This is a genomic window from Kineococcus sp. NBC_00420 (genome assembly GCF_036021035.1).
GTDB lineage: Bacteria > Actinomycetota > Actinomycetes > Actinomycetales > Kineococcaceae > Kineococcus.
Window position 1 is genome coordinate 3,626,407 of sequence record NZ_CP107930.1, and the last position, 16,037, is coordinate 3,642,443.

The window sequence follows — 16,037 nt, forward strand, 5'->3', positions numbered from 1 at the left end:
GGTCGATCACCTCGGGGACGATGGACCGGGTACCGGAACGGCGAGGGGAGCGGCGACGTGGACACCTCCCTCAGCCTCGCCCTGCTGCTGTCCCTGCTCGTGGTCATCGCCGCGGTGACCGCCGCCGTCGTCCTCGCCCTCGTGTGCCTGCGCCAACGCCGTGCGCTGCAACGGTTCCGGGTCCGTGTGCGGGTCCTGGAGCGGAGCTCCGAGGTGGCCGCGCCCGAGACCGACCCCGTGACGGGTCTGCTGACCGGCGCCGGGTTCGCCGTCTGCGTCGCCACCGCCCAGCGCGAGGCCGGACGCGGGGGACACCCCCGGGCCCTGCTGCACCTGGGCCTCGACGGGTTCCGCGCCTTCAACTCCGCCCACGGCCGGGCCGCCGGTGACGCGGTCCTCGTCGAGGTCGCCGACCGCCTGCGCGGCGCCGTCCGCGGCGGCGACGAGATCGGGCGCCTCGGGGGCGACGAGTTCGCCGTCCTCCTCGCCGACCCGATCGCCGCGCTCGACGTCTCCGTGCGGCTGCTGGCCGTCCTCGCCGCCCCCCACGAGGTCGGCGGGAACCGGGTCTCGCTCGGGGTCAGCATCGGGGTCGCGCACAGCCACGGCGGCCACGAGGAGGGCCTGCTGGGGGCCGCCGAACAGGCCGTCGCCGAGGCCAAGGTCGCCGGCGGCGGGTGCGTGCGGGTCTGGGACCCCTCCACGGCCCTGGCCCGGGGGGCGGAACTGGCCCGGGCGGAGTCCCTGCGGCGGGCGGTCGCGGGCGGCTCGCCCGCCGACGGCGCCCTCGAGGTCCACTACCAGCCCGTGGTCGACGTCGAGTCCCGCGTGGTGAGCGGGGTCGAGGCCCTGGTGCGCTGGCGCGTCGACGGTCGCCTGGTTCCGCCCGACGACTTCATCGGCCTCGCCGAGCGGTACGGGATCATCGCCGACCTCGGCCGCGCCGTCCTGGACCGGTGCGCGCAGGACGCCCCGCAGCTGTGCGAGGCCGCCGGGCGCGACCTGGTCGTGGCCGTCAACGTCTCCGCCCCGCAGCTCGCCGACCCGCTCCTGCCCGCGGCGGTGGCCGAGGCCGTCACCCGGCTCGGGTCGCGCCCGCTCGTGCTCGAGATGACCGAGAGCGTCCTGGTCGCCGAGGACGCCTGCACCCAGGACGCGCTCGACGCCCTGGTCGGCGCCGGGGCCCACCTGACCGTCGACGACTTCGGCACCGGCTACGCCACGCTGGCCTACCTGCGCCGTCGCCCGTTCACGGCGTTCAAGATCGACCGCTCCTACGTCCGGGACATCGAGTCCGACCCCCGCACCCGGGCGCTGGTGGAGGGCCTCGTGCTGCTCGCCGCGACGATGGGCCTCGGCCTCGTGGCCGAGGGCGTGGAGACGGCGGGCCAGGCGAAGCTGCTGCGTGAGATGGGCGCCCCCACCCACCAGGGGTTCCTGCACGCCCGGCCCGCACCCCTCGCGGAGGTGCTGCCGTGCATCCGCGAGCTGGGCGAACGGTTGCACCGCTCGGGGGACGAGTACGACGAGCCCGTCCGACCCGCCGTGTCCCCCCGCGTCGAGTCCTGACCGTTCCCGTCGCCGGACCGGCTCAGAAGTACCAGGGGAAGGGCGACCAGTCCGGTTCGCGCTTGCCGAGGAAGGCGTCGCGGCCCTCGACGGCCTCGTCGGTCATGTACGCCAGCCGGGTCGCCTCACCGGCGAACACCTGCTGCCCGACCATCCCGTCGTCGAGGGCGTTGAACGCGAACTTCAGCATCCGCTGCGCCGTCGGCGACTTCCCGTTGATCTCCGCGGACCACTGCAGCGCCGTCGCCTCGAGGTCGGCGTGGGGGACGACGGCGTTGACCATGCCCATGTCGTGGGCCTGCTGGGCGGTGTAGGGACGGCCGAGGAAGAAGATCTCGCGGGCGAACTTCTGCCCGACCTGGCGGGCCAGGTACGCCGACCCGTAGCCGCCGTCGAAGGACCCCACGTCGGCGTCGGTCTGCTTGAACCGGGCGTGCTCGGCGCTGGCCAGGGTCAGGTCGGCGACCACGTGCAGGCTGTGCCCGCCACCGGCGGCCCACCCGGGGACCACGGCGACGACGACCTTCGGCATGAACCGGATGAGCCGCTGCACCTCGAGGATGTGCAACCGGCCGCCCTCGGCCCGGGCCCGCACGGTGTCGACGCTCTCCGCGGTGTCGCCCTCGGCGTACTGGTAGCCGGACCGGCCGCGGATGCGCTGGTCCCCGCCGGAGCAGAACGCCCAGCCGCCGTCCTTCGGGCTGGGCCCGTTGCCGGTGAGCAGGACGCAGCCGACGTCGGGGGTGCGGCGGGCGTGGTCGAGGGTGCGGGCGAGCTCGTCGACCGTCCCCGGCCGGAAGGCGTTGCGGACCTCGGGGCGGTCGAAGGCGATGCGGACCGTCCCGCGGGCCGGGCCCTCGAGCACGCTGCGGTGGTAGGTGAGGTCCTGCAGGTCCTCGAACCCCGGCACCTCCGCCCAGGACGCGGGGTCGAAGGTCTCGCTCACACCGTTCAGGGCCGACACCCTCCGCACCCTAGGCCCACCCCACCCGTGATCCCGCTGGGAATCCCCGCAAGATCACGGATCGGGGGTGGGGGAGGGGGATGCTGGGGGCGTGAGCGACCTGCCCCCCGCGTGCCCGCACGCCGCCGATGCCGCCGACGCCGCCGGCCGGGTGGTCCGGGTCGTCGTCGTGGACGACGAGGCCCTGGTGCGTTCGGGTCTCACCATGATCCTCCAGGCCGGGGGAGACGTGGAGGTCGTGGGGGCGTGCACGGGGACGGAGGCGGTCGACCTCGTCGACCGGCAGGCCCCGGAGGTGGTCCTGCTCGACATCCGGATGCCCCAGGTCGACGGGCTCAGCGTCCTCGCGGCCCTGCTGTGCCGCCCCTCCCACCCCGCGGTGGCGATGCTGACGACCTTCGACGGCGACCAGCACGTGGCGCAGGCGATGCGGGCCGGGGCCGCCGGCTTCCTGCTCAAGGACACCGACCCCCGGCAGTTGGTCCAGGCCGTGCGGACCCTCGCCGCGGGCGGGGTCGTCCTGTCCCCGCGGGCGGCGCGGCAGCTGGTGGCCGAGCACGGCGAGGCGAGCGGGGTGTCGGGGGAGCAGATCGGCCGCCTGACCTCGCTGACGGCGCGTGAGCGCCAGGTCCTGGGCCTGCTGGCCGGCGGTCTGCCCAACGCCGAGATCGGGGTCCGCCTCGACCTGGGGGTGGGGACGGTGAAGGACCACGTCAGCTCGATCCTGGCCAAGCTGGGGGTGCGCAGCCGCACGCAGGCGGCCCTGCTGGCCCACCGGACGCCGGTGGAGGAGGCGACGTGAGCCCCGCCGTCCCCGCCGTGGTGACCTCGCCGGTGCAGTGGTTCCGCAGGCACCCTCGCGTCACCGACGTGGTGGTCGTCGTCCTGGCCGCGGCCGACGCCTGGTTCACCTGGCCCGGGTGGGGTCCGCTGGTCGTGGGCTGCACCGTCCTGGGTTTCGTCGGGTTGCTGCTGCGCCGACGGTGGCCGCTGCCCGCCTTCCTGCTCACCCTGCCCGCCGTGCCGGTGAGCGGGGTGCTGGTGGCCGGGGTCGTCGTGCTGTACGTCCTCGCCGAGCGGACCCGCGACCGGCGGATCCTCACCGGCTGCGTGCTGACCTGGGCGGTCCTGGCGAGCGTGCCCTGGGAGGGCGGGCGGTCGTCCTGGAGCGACGACGCCGTCTCCCTCGTCCTCTTCGCCTACGCGGCGGCCACGGCCGCGGCACCCGTCCTGCTGGGCCAGCTGGTCCAGGCCCAGCGCGAGCTCGCCCGCCGGCTGGTGGAGATCGAGCAGGTCACCGCCCACCAGCAGCAGCTGTACGCGGAGAAGGTCCTGGCCCGGGAGCGGACCCGGCTGGCCCGCGAGATGCACGACGTGGTCTCGCACCAGGTGACCCTGATCGTGGTGCACGCCGGTGGGTGGGAGGCGACCGCTCGCGAGGAGGATGTCCGGCAGGCGGCCGGGGTGGTGCGGCGCCTCGGGGTCCGCACCCTGGAGGAGCTGCGCACGATGGTCACGGTGCTGCGGCTGTCGGGGAACGAGGACCTCGGTCTGACCCCGTCCCCGACCCTGGCCGACCTGCGGGACCTGGTGCGCGACAGCGAGATCGAGGTCGTCCTCGAGGCCGACCTGCCGCCCGCGGACCGCATCGGCCTGCCCCCCCAGCGGGCCGTCTACCGGGTCGTGCAGGAGGCGCTGACCAACGTGCGCAAGCACAGCCCCGGTGCGCGCACGCGCGTGTGCGTGCAGCACGACGACGTGCACGTGACGGTCCTGGTCGAGAACGGCCCGCCGACGTTGCCCGCGCTGTCCCTGCCGGGTTCCGGGACCGGGCTGGTGGGGCTGCGGGAACGGGTGGAGGTCCTCGACGGCCGCTTCGAGGCGGGCCCCGTGCCCGACGGCGGGTTCCGGGTGCGGGCCGTCGTCCCGCTGCAGTCGCCCTGACCCCCCTGAGCCCCCTGACTCGCTGAACCCGTCTCGCACGGGTGGCCCGGAGTGGCCTGTGCCGTACCCCGGTACGACCTGGGGATGATCGACCCCCGCCGTCGGTAGGGGGCGACGGACCCCGTGATCCCGTACTCCGGACTGATCCCCCGCGGGAGCCGTTGCGGCACGCTCGATCCGACGCTGTTGGTGAGGGGGAGGACGACGTGAGCACGGTGCAGGTGGTCAGGGCCGGGGAACCGGTGGTGCGCTCGGGGGAGACCTCGCGCCGCACCCAGGGCGGGAACCGGGGCGGGAACCGGGCCGGGGCGCGGGTGCGGGGCATCGCGGCCCGGGTGGTGACGTGGGTCTTCCTGGTCTCGGGTCTGCTCTCGCTGGCCATGGCGGTGCACGCGCCCCTCTCGGACCGGGCGTACTCGGCTCCCCCGCTGGTCGTCGACCTGGTCTTCGCGACGAGCTGGCCGAGCCTGGGCTACGGGACGGTCCTGCTGCTGCTGGCCCGCTCCCTGGCGCGGCGCAAACGGGCCGCGTGGTGGACGGCGGTCGTGGTGACCGGCCTCAACGCCCTCTTCAACCTGGTCTGGGACGCGAGCGCGGTCGGCGTCCCGGCGCTGGGTCTGCTCGTCCAGCAGGGCGTCGTGCTGGCCCTGCTCGTCCTGGCCCGCCCGCAGTTCCGGGTGCTGCCCTCGCGCCTCGGGGTGCGCCGGGCGATCTCGTGGGCCGGTGGTGCGCTCGTCGTGTGGCTGGCCGTGGGCACCGCGCTGGTGCTCGCCACCCAGGAGACGTCGGGTGCCCTCCTGTCGCGGATCTGGTACGCCGCCGCGGGCACGCTGTTCTCGGTCGACAGCTTCGTGATCTTCCCCGACGGGGTGCTCGTCCCGGCGTGGGTCGACGTGACGCTGAACTCGGCCGGCACGGTGCTCGTGCTGCTCGTGACGTGGTTCCTGTTCCAGCCGGCCGCGGACCCGGCCGCTCTCGGCGCCGACGAGGAACGGCTCCGGTCGTTGCTGGCCACCGAGGGCGAGGGCGACGCCCTCGGCTACTTCAACCTGCGGCGCGACAAGACCGCCGTCTTCGCCCCGAACGGTCGTGCGGCCGTCGTGCACCGCGTCGTCGGGGGCGTCAGCGTCGTCAGCGGGGACCCGGTGGGCAACGAGACCTCGTGGCCCGCGGCGGTGGCGGCCTGGCGGGCCCAGCTCGCCGAGCACGCCTGGGTGCCGGCGGTCGTGGGGGCCTCCGAGTCGGCGGCCGCGGTCTACCACAAGGCAGGGCTGCAGGTGCTCGAGGTCGGTGACGAGGCGGTCCTCGACGTCGAGGCGTTCAGCCTCGAGGGGCGGGCGGTGCGGGGTCTGCGCCAGGCGGTGAACCGGGCCCGTCGCGCCGGGACCGAGGTCTCGATCCGTCGCCAGCGGGAGGTCCCCGCGAGCGAGCTCGCCGAGCTGGCGGCCGCTGCGCAGGAGTGGCGCGACGGGCGGGAGCGGGGTTTCTCGATGGCGCTGGGGCGACTCGGCGACCCGTGCGACCCGGACCTGCTGGTCGCGACGGCACGGACCGCGGACGGTGCCCTCGCGGCGGTGCTGACCTTCGTGCCGTGGGGCTCCCGGGGGGTCTCCCTGGACCTCATGCGCCGTGACCGGGAGGCGGTGAACGGAACGGTGGAACTCGTGGTGACCGATGTGGTCGACTTCGCCCGCCGGAACGCGCTGCGCCGCATCTCGCTCAACTTCGCGGTCTTCCGCTCCGTCTTCGACCGCGGGTCGCGGTTGGGGGCCGGGCCTGTGCTGCGGCTCGGGTACCGCGTCCTGGTGGTGTTCTCCCGGCTGTGGCAGCTGGAGCAGCTCTACCGCAGCAACGCCAAGTACCAGCCGCTCTGGGTCCCGCGCTTCGTCTGCTTCGAGCGGACCGCCGACCTGCCGTGGATCGGTCTGGCCGTGGCCCGGGTCGAGCAGTTCCTGCCCCAGCGGCGGGGCTGACGTGCCTCGGTCCCGGACCCGGGTCGTCCCGGTCCTCCTCGTGCTCGCCGCCGCGGCGGTGTCGCTGCTCGTCGTGGGCGTCCTGGTCGTGGGCGGGGCGAGCCCGTCGACGGTGTTCCTCACCGCGTGGGGGTGGTTCGTGGCCGCCCTACTGGGCGCCTCCTCCCTGCGGGCGCGGGCGCGGGTGCACCGTGCGGAGGTGGGCGGGTCCGGGATGCTGGGGGAGTGACCGACCTGCCCCCGCTCGCCGACCTCCTCGACGCCGCCCACGTCGTCCGGCTGCCGCTGCGCCGGCGGTTCCGCGGGATCCTCCTCCGCGAGGCGGTGCTCTTCGAGGGCCCTGCGGGGTGGGGGGAGTTCTCGCCGTTCCTGGAGTACGGGCCGGGCGAGGCGTCGCGCTGGCTGGAGGCGGGGATCGAGGCGGCCTGGCAGGGGTTCCCCGCCCCGCGCCGCGAGCGCGTCGAGGTCAACGCCACCGTGCCCGCCGTCGAGGCCGACGACGTGCCCGCGGTCCTCGCGGGGTTCCCCGGGTGCCGCACGGCCAAGGTCAAGGTCGCCGAGTCCGGGGCGCCCTTCGCGCACCGCCTCGCCGAGGACGTCGCCCGGGTCGCCGCCGTGCGGGAGGCGCTGGGGCCCACCGGAGAGGTCCGCGTCGACGCGAACACCGGGTGGAGCGTCGAGGAGGCGTACGAGGCGCTGACCGCGCTGGGCGAGTTCGACCTGGAGTACGCCGAGCAGCCCTGCGCGACGCTGGAGGAGATGGCCCTGCTGCGCCGGCGCCTGGCCGCCGCCGGGACCCCCGTGCTGCTGGCCGCCGACGAGAGCGTCCGCAAGGCCGAGGACCCGTTGCGCGTCGCCGGCCTCGAGGCGGCCGACATCGTCGTCCTCAAGGTCGCCCCGCTGTCCGGGGTCCGGACGGCGCTGGCCGTGGCGCAGGCCTGCGGTCTGCCCGTCGTCGTCTCCTCCGCCCTGGACACCAGCGTCGGACTGGCGGCCGGGACGGCGCTCGCGGCCGCGCTGCCGGAGCTCCCGCACGCCTGCGGGCTCGGCACCGCGGCCCTCCTCGCGGCCGACGTGACGAGCGATCCGCTGCTGCCCGTCGGCGGGTCGCTGCCGGTCGGCCCGGTCCGGGTGTCCCCGGAACTGCTGGAACGCCACCGCGCGCCGGCCGAGCGGGAGACCTGGTGGCGCGAGCGCCTGACGAGCGCCCACGGGGTTCTCCGGGGGTGACGAACTGTCCCATCTGTACTAGTGTTGGTGACACAGATGGGAGGCGGCCGTGATCCTCGAGATCGACCCGACGTCCGACGTGGCGATCTACCAGCAGATCCACGACCGCCTCGTCGAGGCGATCGCCCGCGGTGAACTCGTCGTCGGGCAGCAGGTCTCCTCGGTGCGGGCGCTCGCGGGGTCGTTCGGCATCAACGTCGCGACGGTGCAGAAGGCCTACGACCTGCTCCGTCGCGAAGGGCTGCTGCGCACGACGAGCAAGTCCGGTTCGGTGATCGCCCGGGGGCCGGCCAGCGGTCCCCCCGCCGACGCGGTGCTCGTGCAGTGGCGCGAACGGATGTCGACGGTGCTCGCCGAGGCGCGGGCCCAGGGAGTTCCGGACGAGGTCGTCCTGGCACAGTGCCGGGAGGTCGTCGAAGGTTTCGCTCGAGTGCGGGAGGGATCGTGAACGGTTTCGAGGTGGGGGTCGGGCTGGCGAGCTGTCTGCTGGTCGCGGTCGTCCTGTTCCTGGTGCCGGTGCTGTCGGCGCCGACGCTGCCGCTGGGGGTGTCGGTGCCGCGGGCGCGGGTCGGGGACCCGGCCGTCCACCGGGCGGTGCGCCGGTACCGCGGGGCCGTCGCGGTCCTGTCCGCGCTCGCCCTGGTGGGTGCCGCCGCGGCCGGCTCGGTGAGTGCCGGACCGGGTGTCGTCACGGTCCCCACGTACTTGCTGCTGGTCGGCGGGATCGTGGCGTTCGTCTTGTGCCGCAAGGAGATCCGTGAGGCAAAGACGCACGGCGACTGGTACCGCGACGTGCCGGTCCGGTGGGCGGCGCCGGCCTCGCCGGACGACGTCCCCCGGGCCCCCGTCCCGATCGTCTGGTACGCCGTCGCGGCCGCCCTACTCGTCGCCACCGCGGGTTTCGGCGTGCTGCGCTACCCCGACCTCCCCGACCCGTTCCCGACCCACTGGGGTGGCGCCGGCGAACCCGACGCGTTCGCCGCGAAGGGCTTCTGGAGCGTGTTCGGTCCGCTGGTCGTCGCCATCGGGCTCCTGGCCCTCCTGGGGGTCCTGACCCGGCTCGTCCACCTCGCCCCGGTCCGCCTCCGCGCGGACGAGGCGCAACCCCTCGCCCGGGCGGTGGCCGCCGGACGGACGGTGCAGGACCTGCTCGCCGTCACCGCGTTCCTGGTGACCGCCCTGGTCTGCACGCTGTGCGTCGACGGCTGGCTGCACCCCGCCCGCCTCGAACTCCTCGTCCCCGCCCTGGTGGTGTTCGGCGCGGGTCTCGTCGTCGCGACCGTGGTGACCACCGTGGGCGCGCGCGGACCGCGGGAAGCGGCCGCCACCGATGCCGTCGACGACGACCGGCACTGGCGCGGCGGGATGCTCTACGTGAACCGGGACGACCCGTCGTTGTTCGTCCCCAAGCGCGTCGGCGTCGGGTACACGATCAACGCCGGCCACCCGGCGGGCCGGGCGATCTCGATCGGCGTCCTGGTCCTGGTGCTCGCCGCGATCGCCCTCCCGCTGCTGACGACCTAGGCCTCCGCCGCCCGCACGTAGTTCGTGATCCGCGCCGTGCACAACCGGCGGCCCTCCTCGTCGGAGATCACCACCTCGTGGCTGGTCAGCGTCCGGCCCAGCGAGATCGCCGTCGCGACCCCGGTGACGATCCCGGAGCGGGTCGAGCGGTGGTGGGTCGCGTTGATGTCGGTGCCGAGGGCGAGGCCGCCCGGCCACACGTGCAGGAACGCGCCGACGGAACCCAGGGTCTCGGCGAGCACGCAGCTGGCGCCGCCGTGCAGGAACCCCGCGACCTGGGTGTTGCCCGCGACGGGCATCGTCGCGACGACGCGGTCGGGGGCCATCTCGAGGAACCGGATGCCCATCCGGTCCACCAGGGAGTCGGCGCTGAAGGTGGCGAGGATCTCGTCCATCGGGGGGAGCGGCTGGGTCACCCGCGGCAGGCTGCCACAGCCGACCTGGCGCACCATGGAGGGGTGAACCCCTCGACCGCCTTCGCGACGGTCCTCGTCGACTCCCTCGTCCGGCTCGGGCTGCGCCACCTCGTGCTCAGCCCCGGATCGCGCAGCGCCCCGCTGGCCTACGCGGCCGCCCGCGCCGCCGACGAGGGCCGGTTGACGTTGCACGTGCGCATCGACGAGCGCAGCGCCGGGTTCCTCGCGCTCGGACTCGCCCGCGCCGGTGAGCTCGTCGCCGTCGTCACCACGAGCGGCACCGCGGTCGCGAACCTGCACCCGGCCGTCCTCGAGGCCCACCACGCCGGGGTCCCGCTGGTGGTCCTCTCCGCCGACCGTCCGCACGAGCTCCGCGGGTCCGGCGCGAGCCAGACCGCCGACGCGCAGGCCCGGATGTTCCTGCCCTCCGTCCGCTACAGCGCCGACCTGCCCGCCCCCGTCGATCCCGAGCGGCAGGCACCGGCCTGGCGCTCGGTGCTCTCGCGCGCCGTCGCGTTCGCGCGCGGTCTGCGCGGGGACGGTCCCGGTCCGGTGCACCTGAACGTCGGGTTCGCGGACCCGCTGACCCCTTCGGCGGGCGAGGTCCCGACCGGTCCGGGACTGACCGAGGTGCACGCCGTCCCGGCGGCGCGACCCGTCGTCCTGGAGCGGGGCCCGCGCACGCTGGTGCTGGCGGGCGACGCCCCCGACCCGGCGACGGGGCTCGCCGCGCGTGAGCTCGCCGAGGCCGCCGGCTGGCCGCTGCTGGCGGAACCCAGCTCCGGGGCCCGCGGCGGCGAACGTGCCGTCGGTCCCTACCGGCTGCTGCTCGACGCCGTCGACGAGGAGGGGCCGCTCGGCGACGTCGACCGCGTCGTGCTCTTCGGCCACCCGACGCTGTCGCGGCCCGTGACCCGGCTGCTGGCCCGCGACGACGTCGAACTCGTCGTCGTCAGCGCCGCCGGGACCTGGTCGGACGCGGGGTTCCGCGCCGCCCGGGTGGTCGCCGCCGCCGCCGTCGAGGGACCGGCCGGGGCCGCGGAGCAGGAGTTCGCCGCCCGCTGGGACCGGGCGGGCAAGCTCGCCGCCGACACCGTGCACGCGACCCTCGACGCCGAGACCGGCCCCAGTGGGCCGTGGGTGGCGCGGGAGGTCGTGAACGCCTGTGCTGCAGACGGTTCGACGCTCGTCGTGGCGGCCAGCAACTCGATCCGCGACGTCGACCTCGCGGGCCGCCCGCTGGGGGTCCGCACCGTCTCCAACCGCGGGTTGGCCGGGATCGACGGCACCGTCGCGACGGCCGAGGGGGTCGCGCTCGCGAGCGGACCGACCCGCTTGCTGCTGGGCGACCTGGCCTTCCTGCACGACGCCAACGCGTTGCTGCCGGTGCCCGGCGAACCCCGCCCGGACCTGACCGTCGTCGTGGTCAACGACGACGGTGGGGGGATCTTCGAGACCCTGGAGCACGCCGCCGTGGTCGAGCGGGCCACCTTCGAGCGGGTCGTCGCGACCCCGCACGGGGCCGACCTCGCGGCCCTCTGCGCCGCCTTCGGGGTCCCGCACTCGCGCCCCACGAGCCTCGCCGGGGCCCGCGCGGAGATCGGGACCGCACCGCGGGGTCTGCGGGTGGTCGAGGTCGTCGTCGACCGTGCCGGGGTCCGCCCGCGCCTCGAGGCGATCACCGCCGCGGTGCGCGCCGCCGTCTCCTAGGACCGGCGAGCGCCCCGGCCCGCGTGCTGGTCGGGGCGCCCGGCCGGAGCCGGCGCGGGGCGCAGGGCCGGCCAGAGGCCGGCGACCAGAGCGATCGACGCGCCACCCGACATCGTGGCGACCGCGGCGAAGCGCAGGCCGTCGGTGCCGCAGAACGTCGTCGGGAGGTCGGCCGGGGCGGCGGCGGAGCCGCAGCTCAGGCGTGCGCCCTGGATCGTCGTGGAGTGCGGCAGGAAGAGCAGCAGCACCCCGGCCAGGACGACGACGGCGCCGACCAGCAGCGTCCGGGCCCGTGCGGTCGTCACCGCGGCCGGACCTCGCCCATCGGACCCCAGCCGGCCACGTCGGGGGCCTCCACGAAGATGATCTGCGGCTGGGCGCTGACCCGGTCGGGCATCTCCGAGATGGCCTTCCGGAAGTGGTCCGAGGCCACGTGCGCGGCGCCGGCCTCGGCGTCGCGGAAGCACTCGAGCAGGAACCAGGTGTCGGGGTCCTCGGCCGAGCGCGACCAGTCGAAGGAGACGTTGCCGGGTTCCGCGCGCACCGCGGCCGTGAACTCCGCGACCAGCTCGGGCCAGGCGTCGGCCAGTTCGGGCTTCACGGGCCACTTCACGTTGATGACGATCACGGGGCGAGGCTAGTGGCGGCCACGCCTCGTGGCACCCGGTCGTGGCCGGGCTGCGAGGATGGGAGCGTGGGCACCCCGGACGTCACCAACCAGCGCGAGCTGGCCGACCTGAGCAAGCGGCCGCGGCAGGTCTCGGCCATGTTCGACGACGTCGCCGAGAAGTACGACCGCACCAACGACATCCTCTCGGTGGGTCAGGACCGGCTGTGGCGGCGTGCCGTGCTGCGGGCCATCGACGCCCGGCCGGGGGAGAAGGTCCTCGACCTCGCCGCCGGCACCGGGCGATCCAGCGAACCCTTCGCCGACCGCGGTGTCCTCACCGTCCCGTGCGACTTCTCCACCGGCATGGTCCGCACCGGCAAGCGCCGCCGGCCCGACCTCGGCTTCGTCGTCGGTGACGCCACGCGGCTGCCCTTCGCCGACGGGGTCTTCGACGCGGCGACGATCTCCTTCGGTCTGCGCAACGTCGTCGACCCCGACGCGGGCCTGCGCGAGATGGCCCGGGTCGTCCGCCCCGGTGGCCGCCTCGTCGTGTGCGAGTTCTCGACGATGCCGAACCCGTTGCTGCGCAAGGCCTACGACACCTACCTGCACCACGGGCTGCCGCGGGTGGCCAAGCTCGTCAGTTCGCACGCGGACGCCTACGGCTACCTCGTGGACTCCATCGACGCGTGGCCGGACCAGGCCGGGCTCTCGCGCAGGATCGCCGCCGCGGGCTGGGAGCAGGTGGCCTGGCGCGACCTCTCCTTCGGGGTGGTCGCGATGCACCGCGCGGTCCGCTCGGCCGGCGTCGTGACCTGACCCACACCGGGGCCGCTGACCGGGCCGGAGGGGCCGGGGGAGAACTACACTGGACGTAGCCTCGTGAAAACTTTCACGAGCCGGGGATCAGGGGTGACCGTGGACACGCAGGACGCCGACGTGCTGGTCGTCGGGGCCGGCCCGGCCGGTTCGACGCTGGCCCGCCACCTGGCGACCGCGGGACGCCGCGTCCTGGTGCTGGAGAAGTCGTCGTTCCCGCGCGAGAAGGTCTGCGGCGACGGACTCACCCCCCGCGCCGTGCACGAGCTGGACCTGCTCGGCGTGAAGACCCCCGCCGAGGACGGCTGGCGGCAGAACAAGGGCCTGCGCCTGCTCGGTGGTGGGGTGCGCCTGCAGGTGCCGTGGCCCGAGATCTCCGACTTCCCCGGCTACGGGCTGGTGGCGACCCGCTCGCGCTTCGACCAGACGCTGGCCGAGCACGCGCGCGCGGGCGGCGCCACGATCCTCGAACGCACCTCGGTGACCGGCCCCGTCCTCGACGAGCGCACCGGTCACGTCGTCGGCGTCACCGCGCGACCCGTCGACGAGAAGGGCCGCAAGGCGGGCGAGGAGAGCACCTACCGCGCGCCGGTGGTGGTCGCGGCCGACGGCGTCGGCGGTCGCCTCGCGCTCGCGATGGGTCTGGCCAAGCGCGACGACCGTCCGCTGGGCATCGCCGTCCGCACCTACTTCACCAGTCCCCGTCACGACGACGACTGGATGGAGGCGTGGATGGAGCTGCGCGAGAGCGACAGCTCCACCGGTCCGCTGCTGCCCGGCTACGGCTGGGTCTTCGGGGTCGGCGACGGCACCTCCAACGTCGGGCTGGGCGTGCTGGACCCCGGGTCCGGGGCGATCGACTACCGCGATCTGCTGCGCCGCTGGACGGCCGCGATGCCGCCGGAGTGGCGCTTCCGGGAGGAGGACCAGGTCGGCCCGATCCGCGGTGCCGCGCTGCCGATGGCCTTCAACCGCACCCCGCACTACACCCGTGGCCTCGTCGTGGTCGGCGACGCGGGCGGCATGGTCAACCCGTTCAACGGCGAGGGCATCGCCTACGCGATGCAGTCGGCGCGCTTCGCCGCCCACGCCGTCGACGACGCCCTGTCGGCGGGCGATCCGCGGGCGCGCGAGCGGGCGCTGCAGGCCTACCCGGCTGCGGTTCGCGCGGACCTGGGTGGGTACTACACCCTGGGTCGTGTGTTCGTCTCCCTCATCGGCCACCCCGAGGTCATGCGCATCGCGACGCGCTTCGGCCTGCCGCGCCCGGGGTTGATGAAGCTCGTCGTGAAGCTCCTGGCCAACCTGGCCGATCCCACGTCGAAGGACGCCGCCGACCGCGTGGTCGTGGCGCTGAAGCGATTGGCCCCTGCCGCGTGAACACCTCGCTGAACACCCCCACGGCCACCCCCACGGCCACCCCCACGGCCACCCCCGCGAACGGGCTCCCCACGACCGACCCCGCGCTGGAGAACGCCCTGCGCGAGGCGCTCGACGTCGTCGAGGACCGGCTGCGACTCGCCGTCGGCAACGCCGACCCGATCGCCGACGCGGCCTCGCGCCACCTCGTCGAGGCCGGTGGCAAGCGCGTCCGGCCGATGCTCACCGTCCTCGGCGCGCACCTGGCCGAGCCGGAACGCGCGGAACTGCCCGGCGAGGTCGTCGACGCGGCGATCGTCTGCGAGCTCACCCACCTGGCCTCGCTGTACCACGACGACGTCATGGACGAGGCCCCCACGCGGCGCGGAGTGCCTGCGGCGCAACACCAGTGGAACAACAACGTCGCGATCCTGACCGGCGACCTGCTCTTCGCCCGCGCCTCCAACGTCGTCGCCGGCCTCGGGCCGGAGGCCGTCCGGGTGCAGGCCGAGACCTTCGAGCGGCTCTGCCTGGGGCAGCTGCACGAGACCGTCGGCCCGCGCGCCGGCGAGGACGCCGTGGCGCACTACCTCGACGTCCTCAGCGACAAGACGGCGTCGCTCATCGCCACGGCCGGTCGCTTCGGCGCGCTGTTCGGCGGTGGGTCGGGCGAGGTCGTCACGGCGATGATCCGCTACGGCGAGGCCGTCGGGGTCGCCTTCCAGCTCGCCGACGACGTCCTCGACCTGACCAGCGACACCGACGAGTCCGGCAAGCGTCCCGGCACGGACCTGCGCGAGGGGGTCCCGACCCTGCCGGTGCTGCTCGTGCGGCGCGCCGCGGCCGACGGCGACCTGGCCGCGGCCCGGATCGTCGCGCTCCTCGACTCCGGCCACCTCGACGACGACGACGTGCTGGCCGAGGCCGTCGCCGCGTTGCGCGCGCACCCCGGCACCGACGCCGCGCGGGCCACCGCGCGGGAGTGGGCGCAGCGGGCCACGAGCCACCTGACCGCGCTGGCGGACTCACCCGCCCGCAGGGCGCTGGAGACCTACGCGGCCACCGTCGCCGACCGCGTGGCCTGAGTCCTCACCGGCCCGGACGGGGTTTCGCGACCACGCCGGCCAGGGAGGCGAGGGCCCGCCGGGGCAGCAGCCTCGTGGCCGCGCCCAGCACCTTGTAGAGCGGGCCGTCGACGACGGAGGGCCCGTCGCCCTCCAGCGCCCGCATCGTCGTCGCCACGACGTGGTCCACCGTGCGCCGGGGCAGCCCGGTGTCGGAGTCCTCACCGGCGACCTCGAAGAACGGGGTGTCCGTGGGCCCGGGGCAGACGGCGAGGACCCGGACCCCGCTACCGCGCTGCTCCGCCCACAGCGCCTCGGTGAAGCTGAGCACGAAGGCCTTCGTGGCCGCGTAGACCGCCAGCCCCGGAACCGGTTGCAGCGCAGCGACGCTCGCGACGTTGAGGATCACCCCGGAGCGGCGTTGCACCATCGCGGGCAGGAACCTGGACGTGAGGTCGACGACGGCGCCGCAGTTCAGCGGCACCTGGGCCAGCAGTCGCTCGGGGTCAGCGCTCGCGACCGGGCCGGACACCGCGAACCCGGCGTTGTTGACGAGCACGTCGATCCGCAGCCCGAGCTCCGCCACCCGTGCCTGCAGGTCCGCGCCGGCGCCGGGGAGGCCGAGGTCGGCGGGCAGGACGTCGACCCGGCGTCCGTGCGTGCTGCGGACCCGGTCCGCGAGGGTGTGCAGGGCCTCGGCCCGGCGGGCCACCAGGACGAGGTCGGCGCCCCGGGCGGCCAGCGCCTCCGCCAGCCCCTCGCCGATCCCCGACGACGCCCCCGTCACCAGGGCCGTGCGTCCTGCGTAGCTCTGCGTCGCGTCCACCGCGCGATCATGCACCCACCGACCCGGGG

Annotated in this window: 17 protein-coding genes; 12 read left to right on the forward strand and 5 right to left on the reverse strand. The window is 75.0% G+C overall.

The features are described 5' to 3' along the window. Nucleotides 1–57: 57 nt before the first annotated feature. Nucleotides 58–1,569 (forward strand): putative bifunctional diguanylate cyclase/phosphodiesterase, encoded by a 1,512-nt coding sequence (locus OG218_RS17855; RefSeq protein WP_328294578.1) that lies wholly within the window; start codon nucleotides 58–60, stop codon nucleotides 1,567–1,569. 22 nt (nucleotides 1,570–1,591) lie between these two features. Here the strand turns inward: OG218_RS17855 and OG218_RS17860 are convergent, their stop codons facing one another. Next, nucleotides 1,592–2,533: a 1,4-dihydroxy-2-naphthoyl-CoA synthase gene (locus tag OG218_RS17860; RefSeq protein ID WP_328294579.1), complete on the reverse strand. Its 942-nt coding sequence runs from the start codon at nucleotides 2,531–2,533 to the stop codon at nucleotides 1,592–1,594. A 151-nt stretch (nucleotides 2,534–2,684) separates the two neighbouring features. On the opposite strand from OG218_RS17860, the gene OG218_RS17865 reads away from it, so the two are divergent. The 7 genes from OG218_RS17865 (at nucleotide 2,685) to OG218_RS17895 (ending at nucleotide 9,204) form a co-directional block, all read left to right on the forward strand. Beyond that, entirely contained in the window at nucleotides 2,685–3,335 is a 651-nt protein-coding gene (locus tag OG218_RS17865) for a response regulator (protein ID WP_442906524.1), read from the forward strand. Further along, the gene (locus OG218_RS17870) at nucleotides 3,332–4,477 is read left to right on the forward strand and encodes a sensor histidine kinase (protein WP_328294581.1); all 1,146 of its coding nucleotides are present in this window, start codon (nucleotides 3,332–3,334) and stop codon (nucleotides 4,475–4,477) included. Before OG218_RS17865 ends, OG218_RS17870 begins: the two co-directional genes overlap by 4 nt. A gap of 206 nt (nucleotides 4,478–4,683) precedes the next feature. Then, the gene (locus OG218_RS17875; protein WP_328294582.1) at nucleotides 4,684–6,450 is read left to right on the forward strand and encodes a phosphatidylglycerol lysyltransferase domain-containing protein; all 1,767 of its coding nucleotides are present in this window, start codon (nucleotides 4,684–4,686) and stop codon (nucleotides 6,448–6,450) included. A gap of 1 nt (nucleotide 6,451) precedes the next feature. After that, entirely contained in the window at nucleotides 6,452–6,679 is a 228-nt protein-coding gene (locus OG218_RS17880; RefSeq protein ID WP_328294583.1) for a hypothetical protein, read from the forward strand. Next, on the forward strand, nucleotides 6,676–7,680 hold the full coding sequence (locus OG218_RS17885) for an o-succinylbenzoate synthase (protein ID WP_328294584.1): 1,005 nt from the start codon (nucleotides 6,676–6,678) through the stop codon (nucleotides 7,678–7,680). Before OG218_RS17880 ends, OG218_RS17885 begins: the two co-directional genes overlap by 4 nt. A gap of 49 nt (nucleotides 7,681–7,729) precedes the next feature. Then, nucleotides 7,730–8,128, forward strand: a complete 399-nt coding sequence (locus tag OG218_RS17890) for a GntR family transcriptional regulator (protein ID WP_328294585.1) — start codon at nucleotides 7,730–7,732, stop codon at nucleotides 8,126–8,128. Next, nucleotides 8,125–9,204, forward strand: coding sequence for a DUF1648 domain-containing protein (locus OG218_RS17895; RefSeq protein ID WP_328294586.1), 1,080 nt, complete (start codon nucleotides 8,125–8,127; stop codon nucleotides 9,202–9,204). The genes OG218_RS17890 and OG218_RS17895 overlap by 4 nt, the downstream gene beginning before the upstream one ends. Here the strand turns inward: OG218_RS17895 and OG218_RS17900 are convergent. After that, complete coding sequence (locus tag OG218_RS17900) at nucleotides 9,201–9,599, reverse strand: hotdog fold thioesterase (protein WP_380162242.1); 399 nt, start codon at nucleotides 9,597–9,599, stop codon at nucleotides 9,201–9,203. The two genes, OG218_RS17895 and OG218_RS17900, sit on opposite strands and share 4 nt — an antisense overlap. Nucleotides 9,600–9,662: 63 nt before the next feature. Between OG218_RS17900 and menD the strand changes: the two genes are divergently transcribed. Further along, nucleotides 9,663–11,330, forward strand: a complete 1,668-nt coding sequence (gene menD / locus OG218_RS17905) for a 2-succinyl-5-enolpyruvyl-6-hydroxy-3-cyclohexene-1-carboxylic-acid synthase (RefSeq protein WP_328294588.1) — start codon at nucleotides 9,663–9,665, stop codon at nucleotides 11,328–11,330. Here the strand turns inward: menD and OG218_RS17910 are convergent. Together OG218_RS17910 and OG218_RS17915 are read right to left on the reverse strand one after the other, a co-directional pair. After that, nucleotides 11,327–11,635: a hypothetical protein gene (locus OG218_RS17910; RefSeq protein WP_328294589.1), complete on the reverse strand. Its 309-nt coding sequence runs from the start codon at nucleotides 11,633–11,635 to the stop codon at nucleotides 11,327–11,329. The genes menD and OG218_RS17910 overlap by 4 nt on opposite strands. Beyond that, nucleotides 11,632–11,958, reverse strand: coding sequence for a putative quinol monooxygenase (locus tag OG218_RS17915; RefSeq protein ID WP_328294590.1), 327 nt, complete (start codon nucleotides 11,956–11,958; stop codon nucleotides 11,632–11,634). Before OG218_RS17915 ends, OG218_RS17910 begins: the two co-directional genes overlap by 4 nt. 66 nt (nucleotides 11,959–12,024) lie before the next feature. Between OG218_RS17915 and OG218_RS17920 the strand changes: the two genes are divergently transcribed. The 3 genes from OG218_RS17920 to OG218_RS17930 all read left to right on the forward strand — a co-directional run bounded on the left by OG218_RS17920 (nucleotide 12,025) and on the right by OG218_RS17930 (nucleotide 15,203). Next, complete coding sequence (locus tag OG218_RS17920; RefSeq protein ID WP_328294591.1) at nucleotides 12,025–12,759, forward strand: demethylmenaquinone methyltransferase; 735 nt, start codon at nucleotides 12,025–12,027, stop codon at nucleotides 12,757–12,759. A gap of 93 nt (nucleotides 12,760–12,852) precedes the next feature. Beyond that, the gene (locus OG218_RS17925; RefSeq protein ID WP_442906403.1) at nucleotides 12,853–14,139 is read left to right on the forward strand and encodes a geranylgeranyl reductase family protein; all 1,287 of its coding nucleotides are present in this window, start codon (nucleotides 12,853–12,855) and stop codon (nucleotides 14,137–14,139) included. Next, nucleotides 14,136–15,203, forward strand: a complete 1,068-nt coding sequence (locus OG218_RS17930) for a polyprenyl synthetase family protein (protein WP_328294593.1) — start codon at nucleotides 14,136–14,138, stop codon at nucleotides 15,201–15,203. Before OG218_RS17925 ends, OG218_RS17930 begins: the two co-directional genes overlap by 4 nt. Before the next feature lie 4 nt (nucleotides 15,204–15,207). Here the strand turns inward: OG218_RS17930 and OG218_RS17935 are convergent, their stop codons facing one another. After that, entirely contained in the window at nucleotides 15,208–16,008 is an 801-nt protein-coding gene (locus OG218_RS17935) for an SDR family NAD(P)-dependent oxidoreductase (protein WP_328294594.1), read from the reverse strand. Nucleotides 16,009–16,037 lie beyond the last annotated feature (29 nt).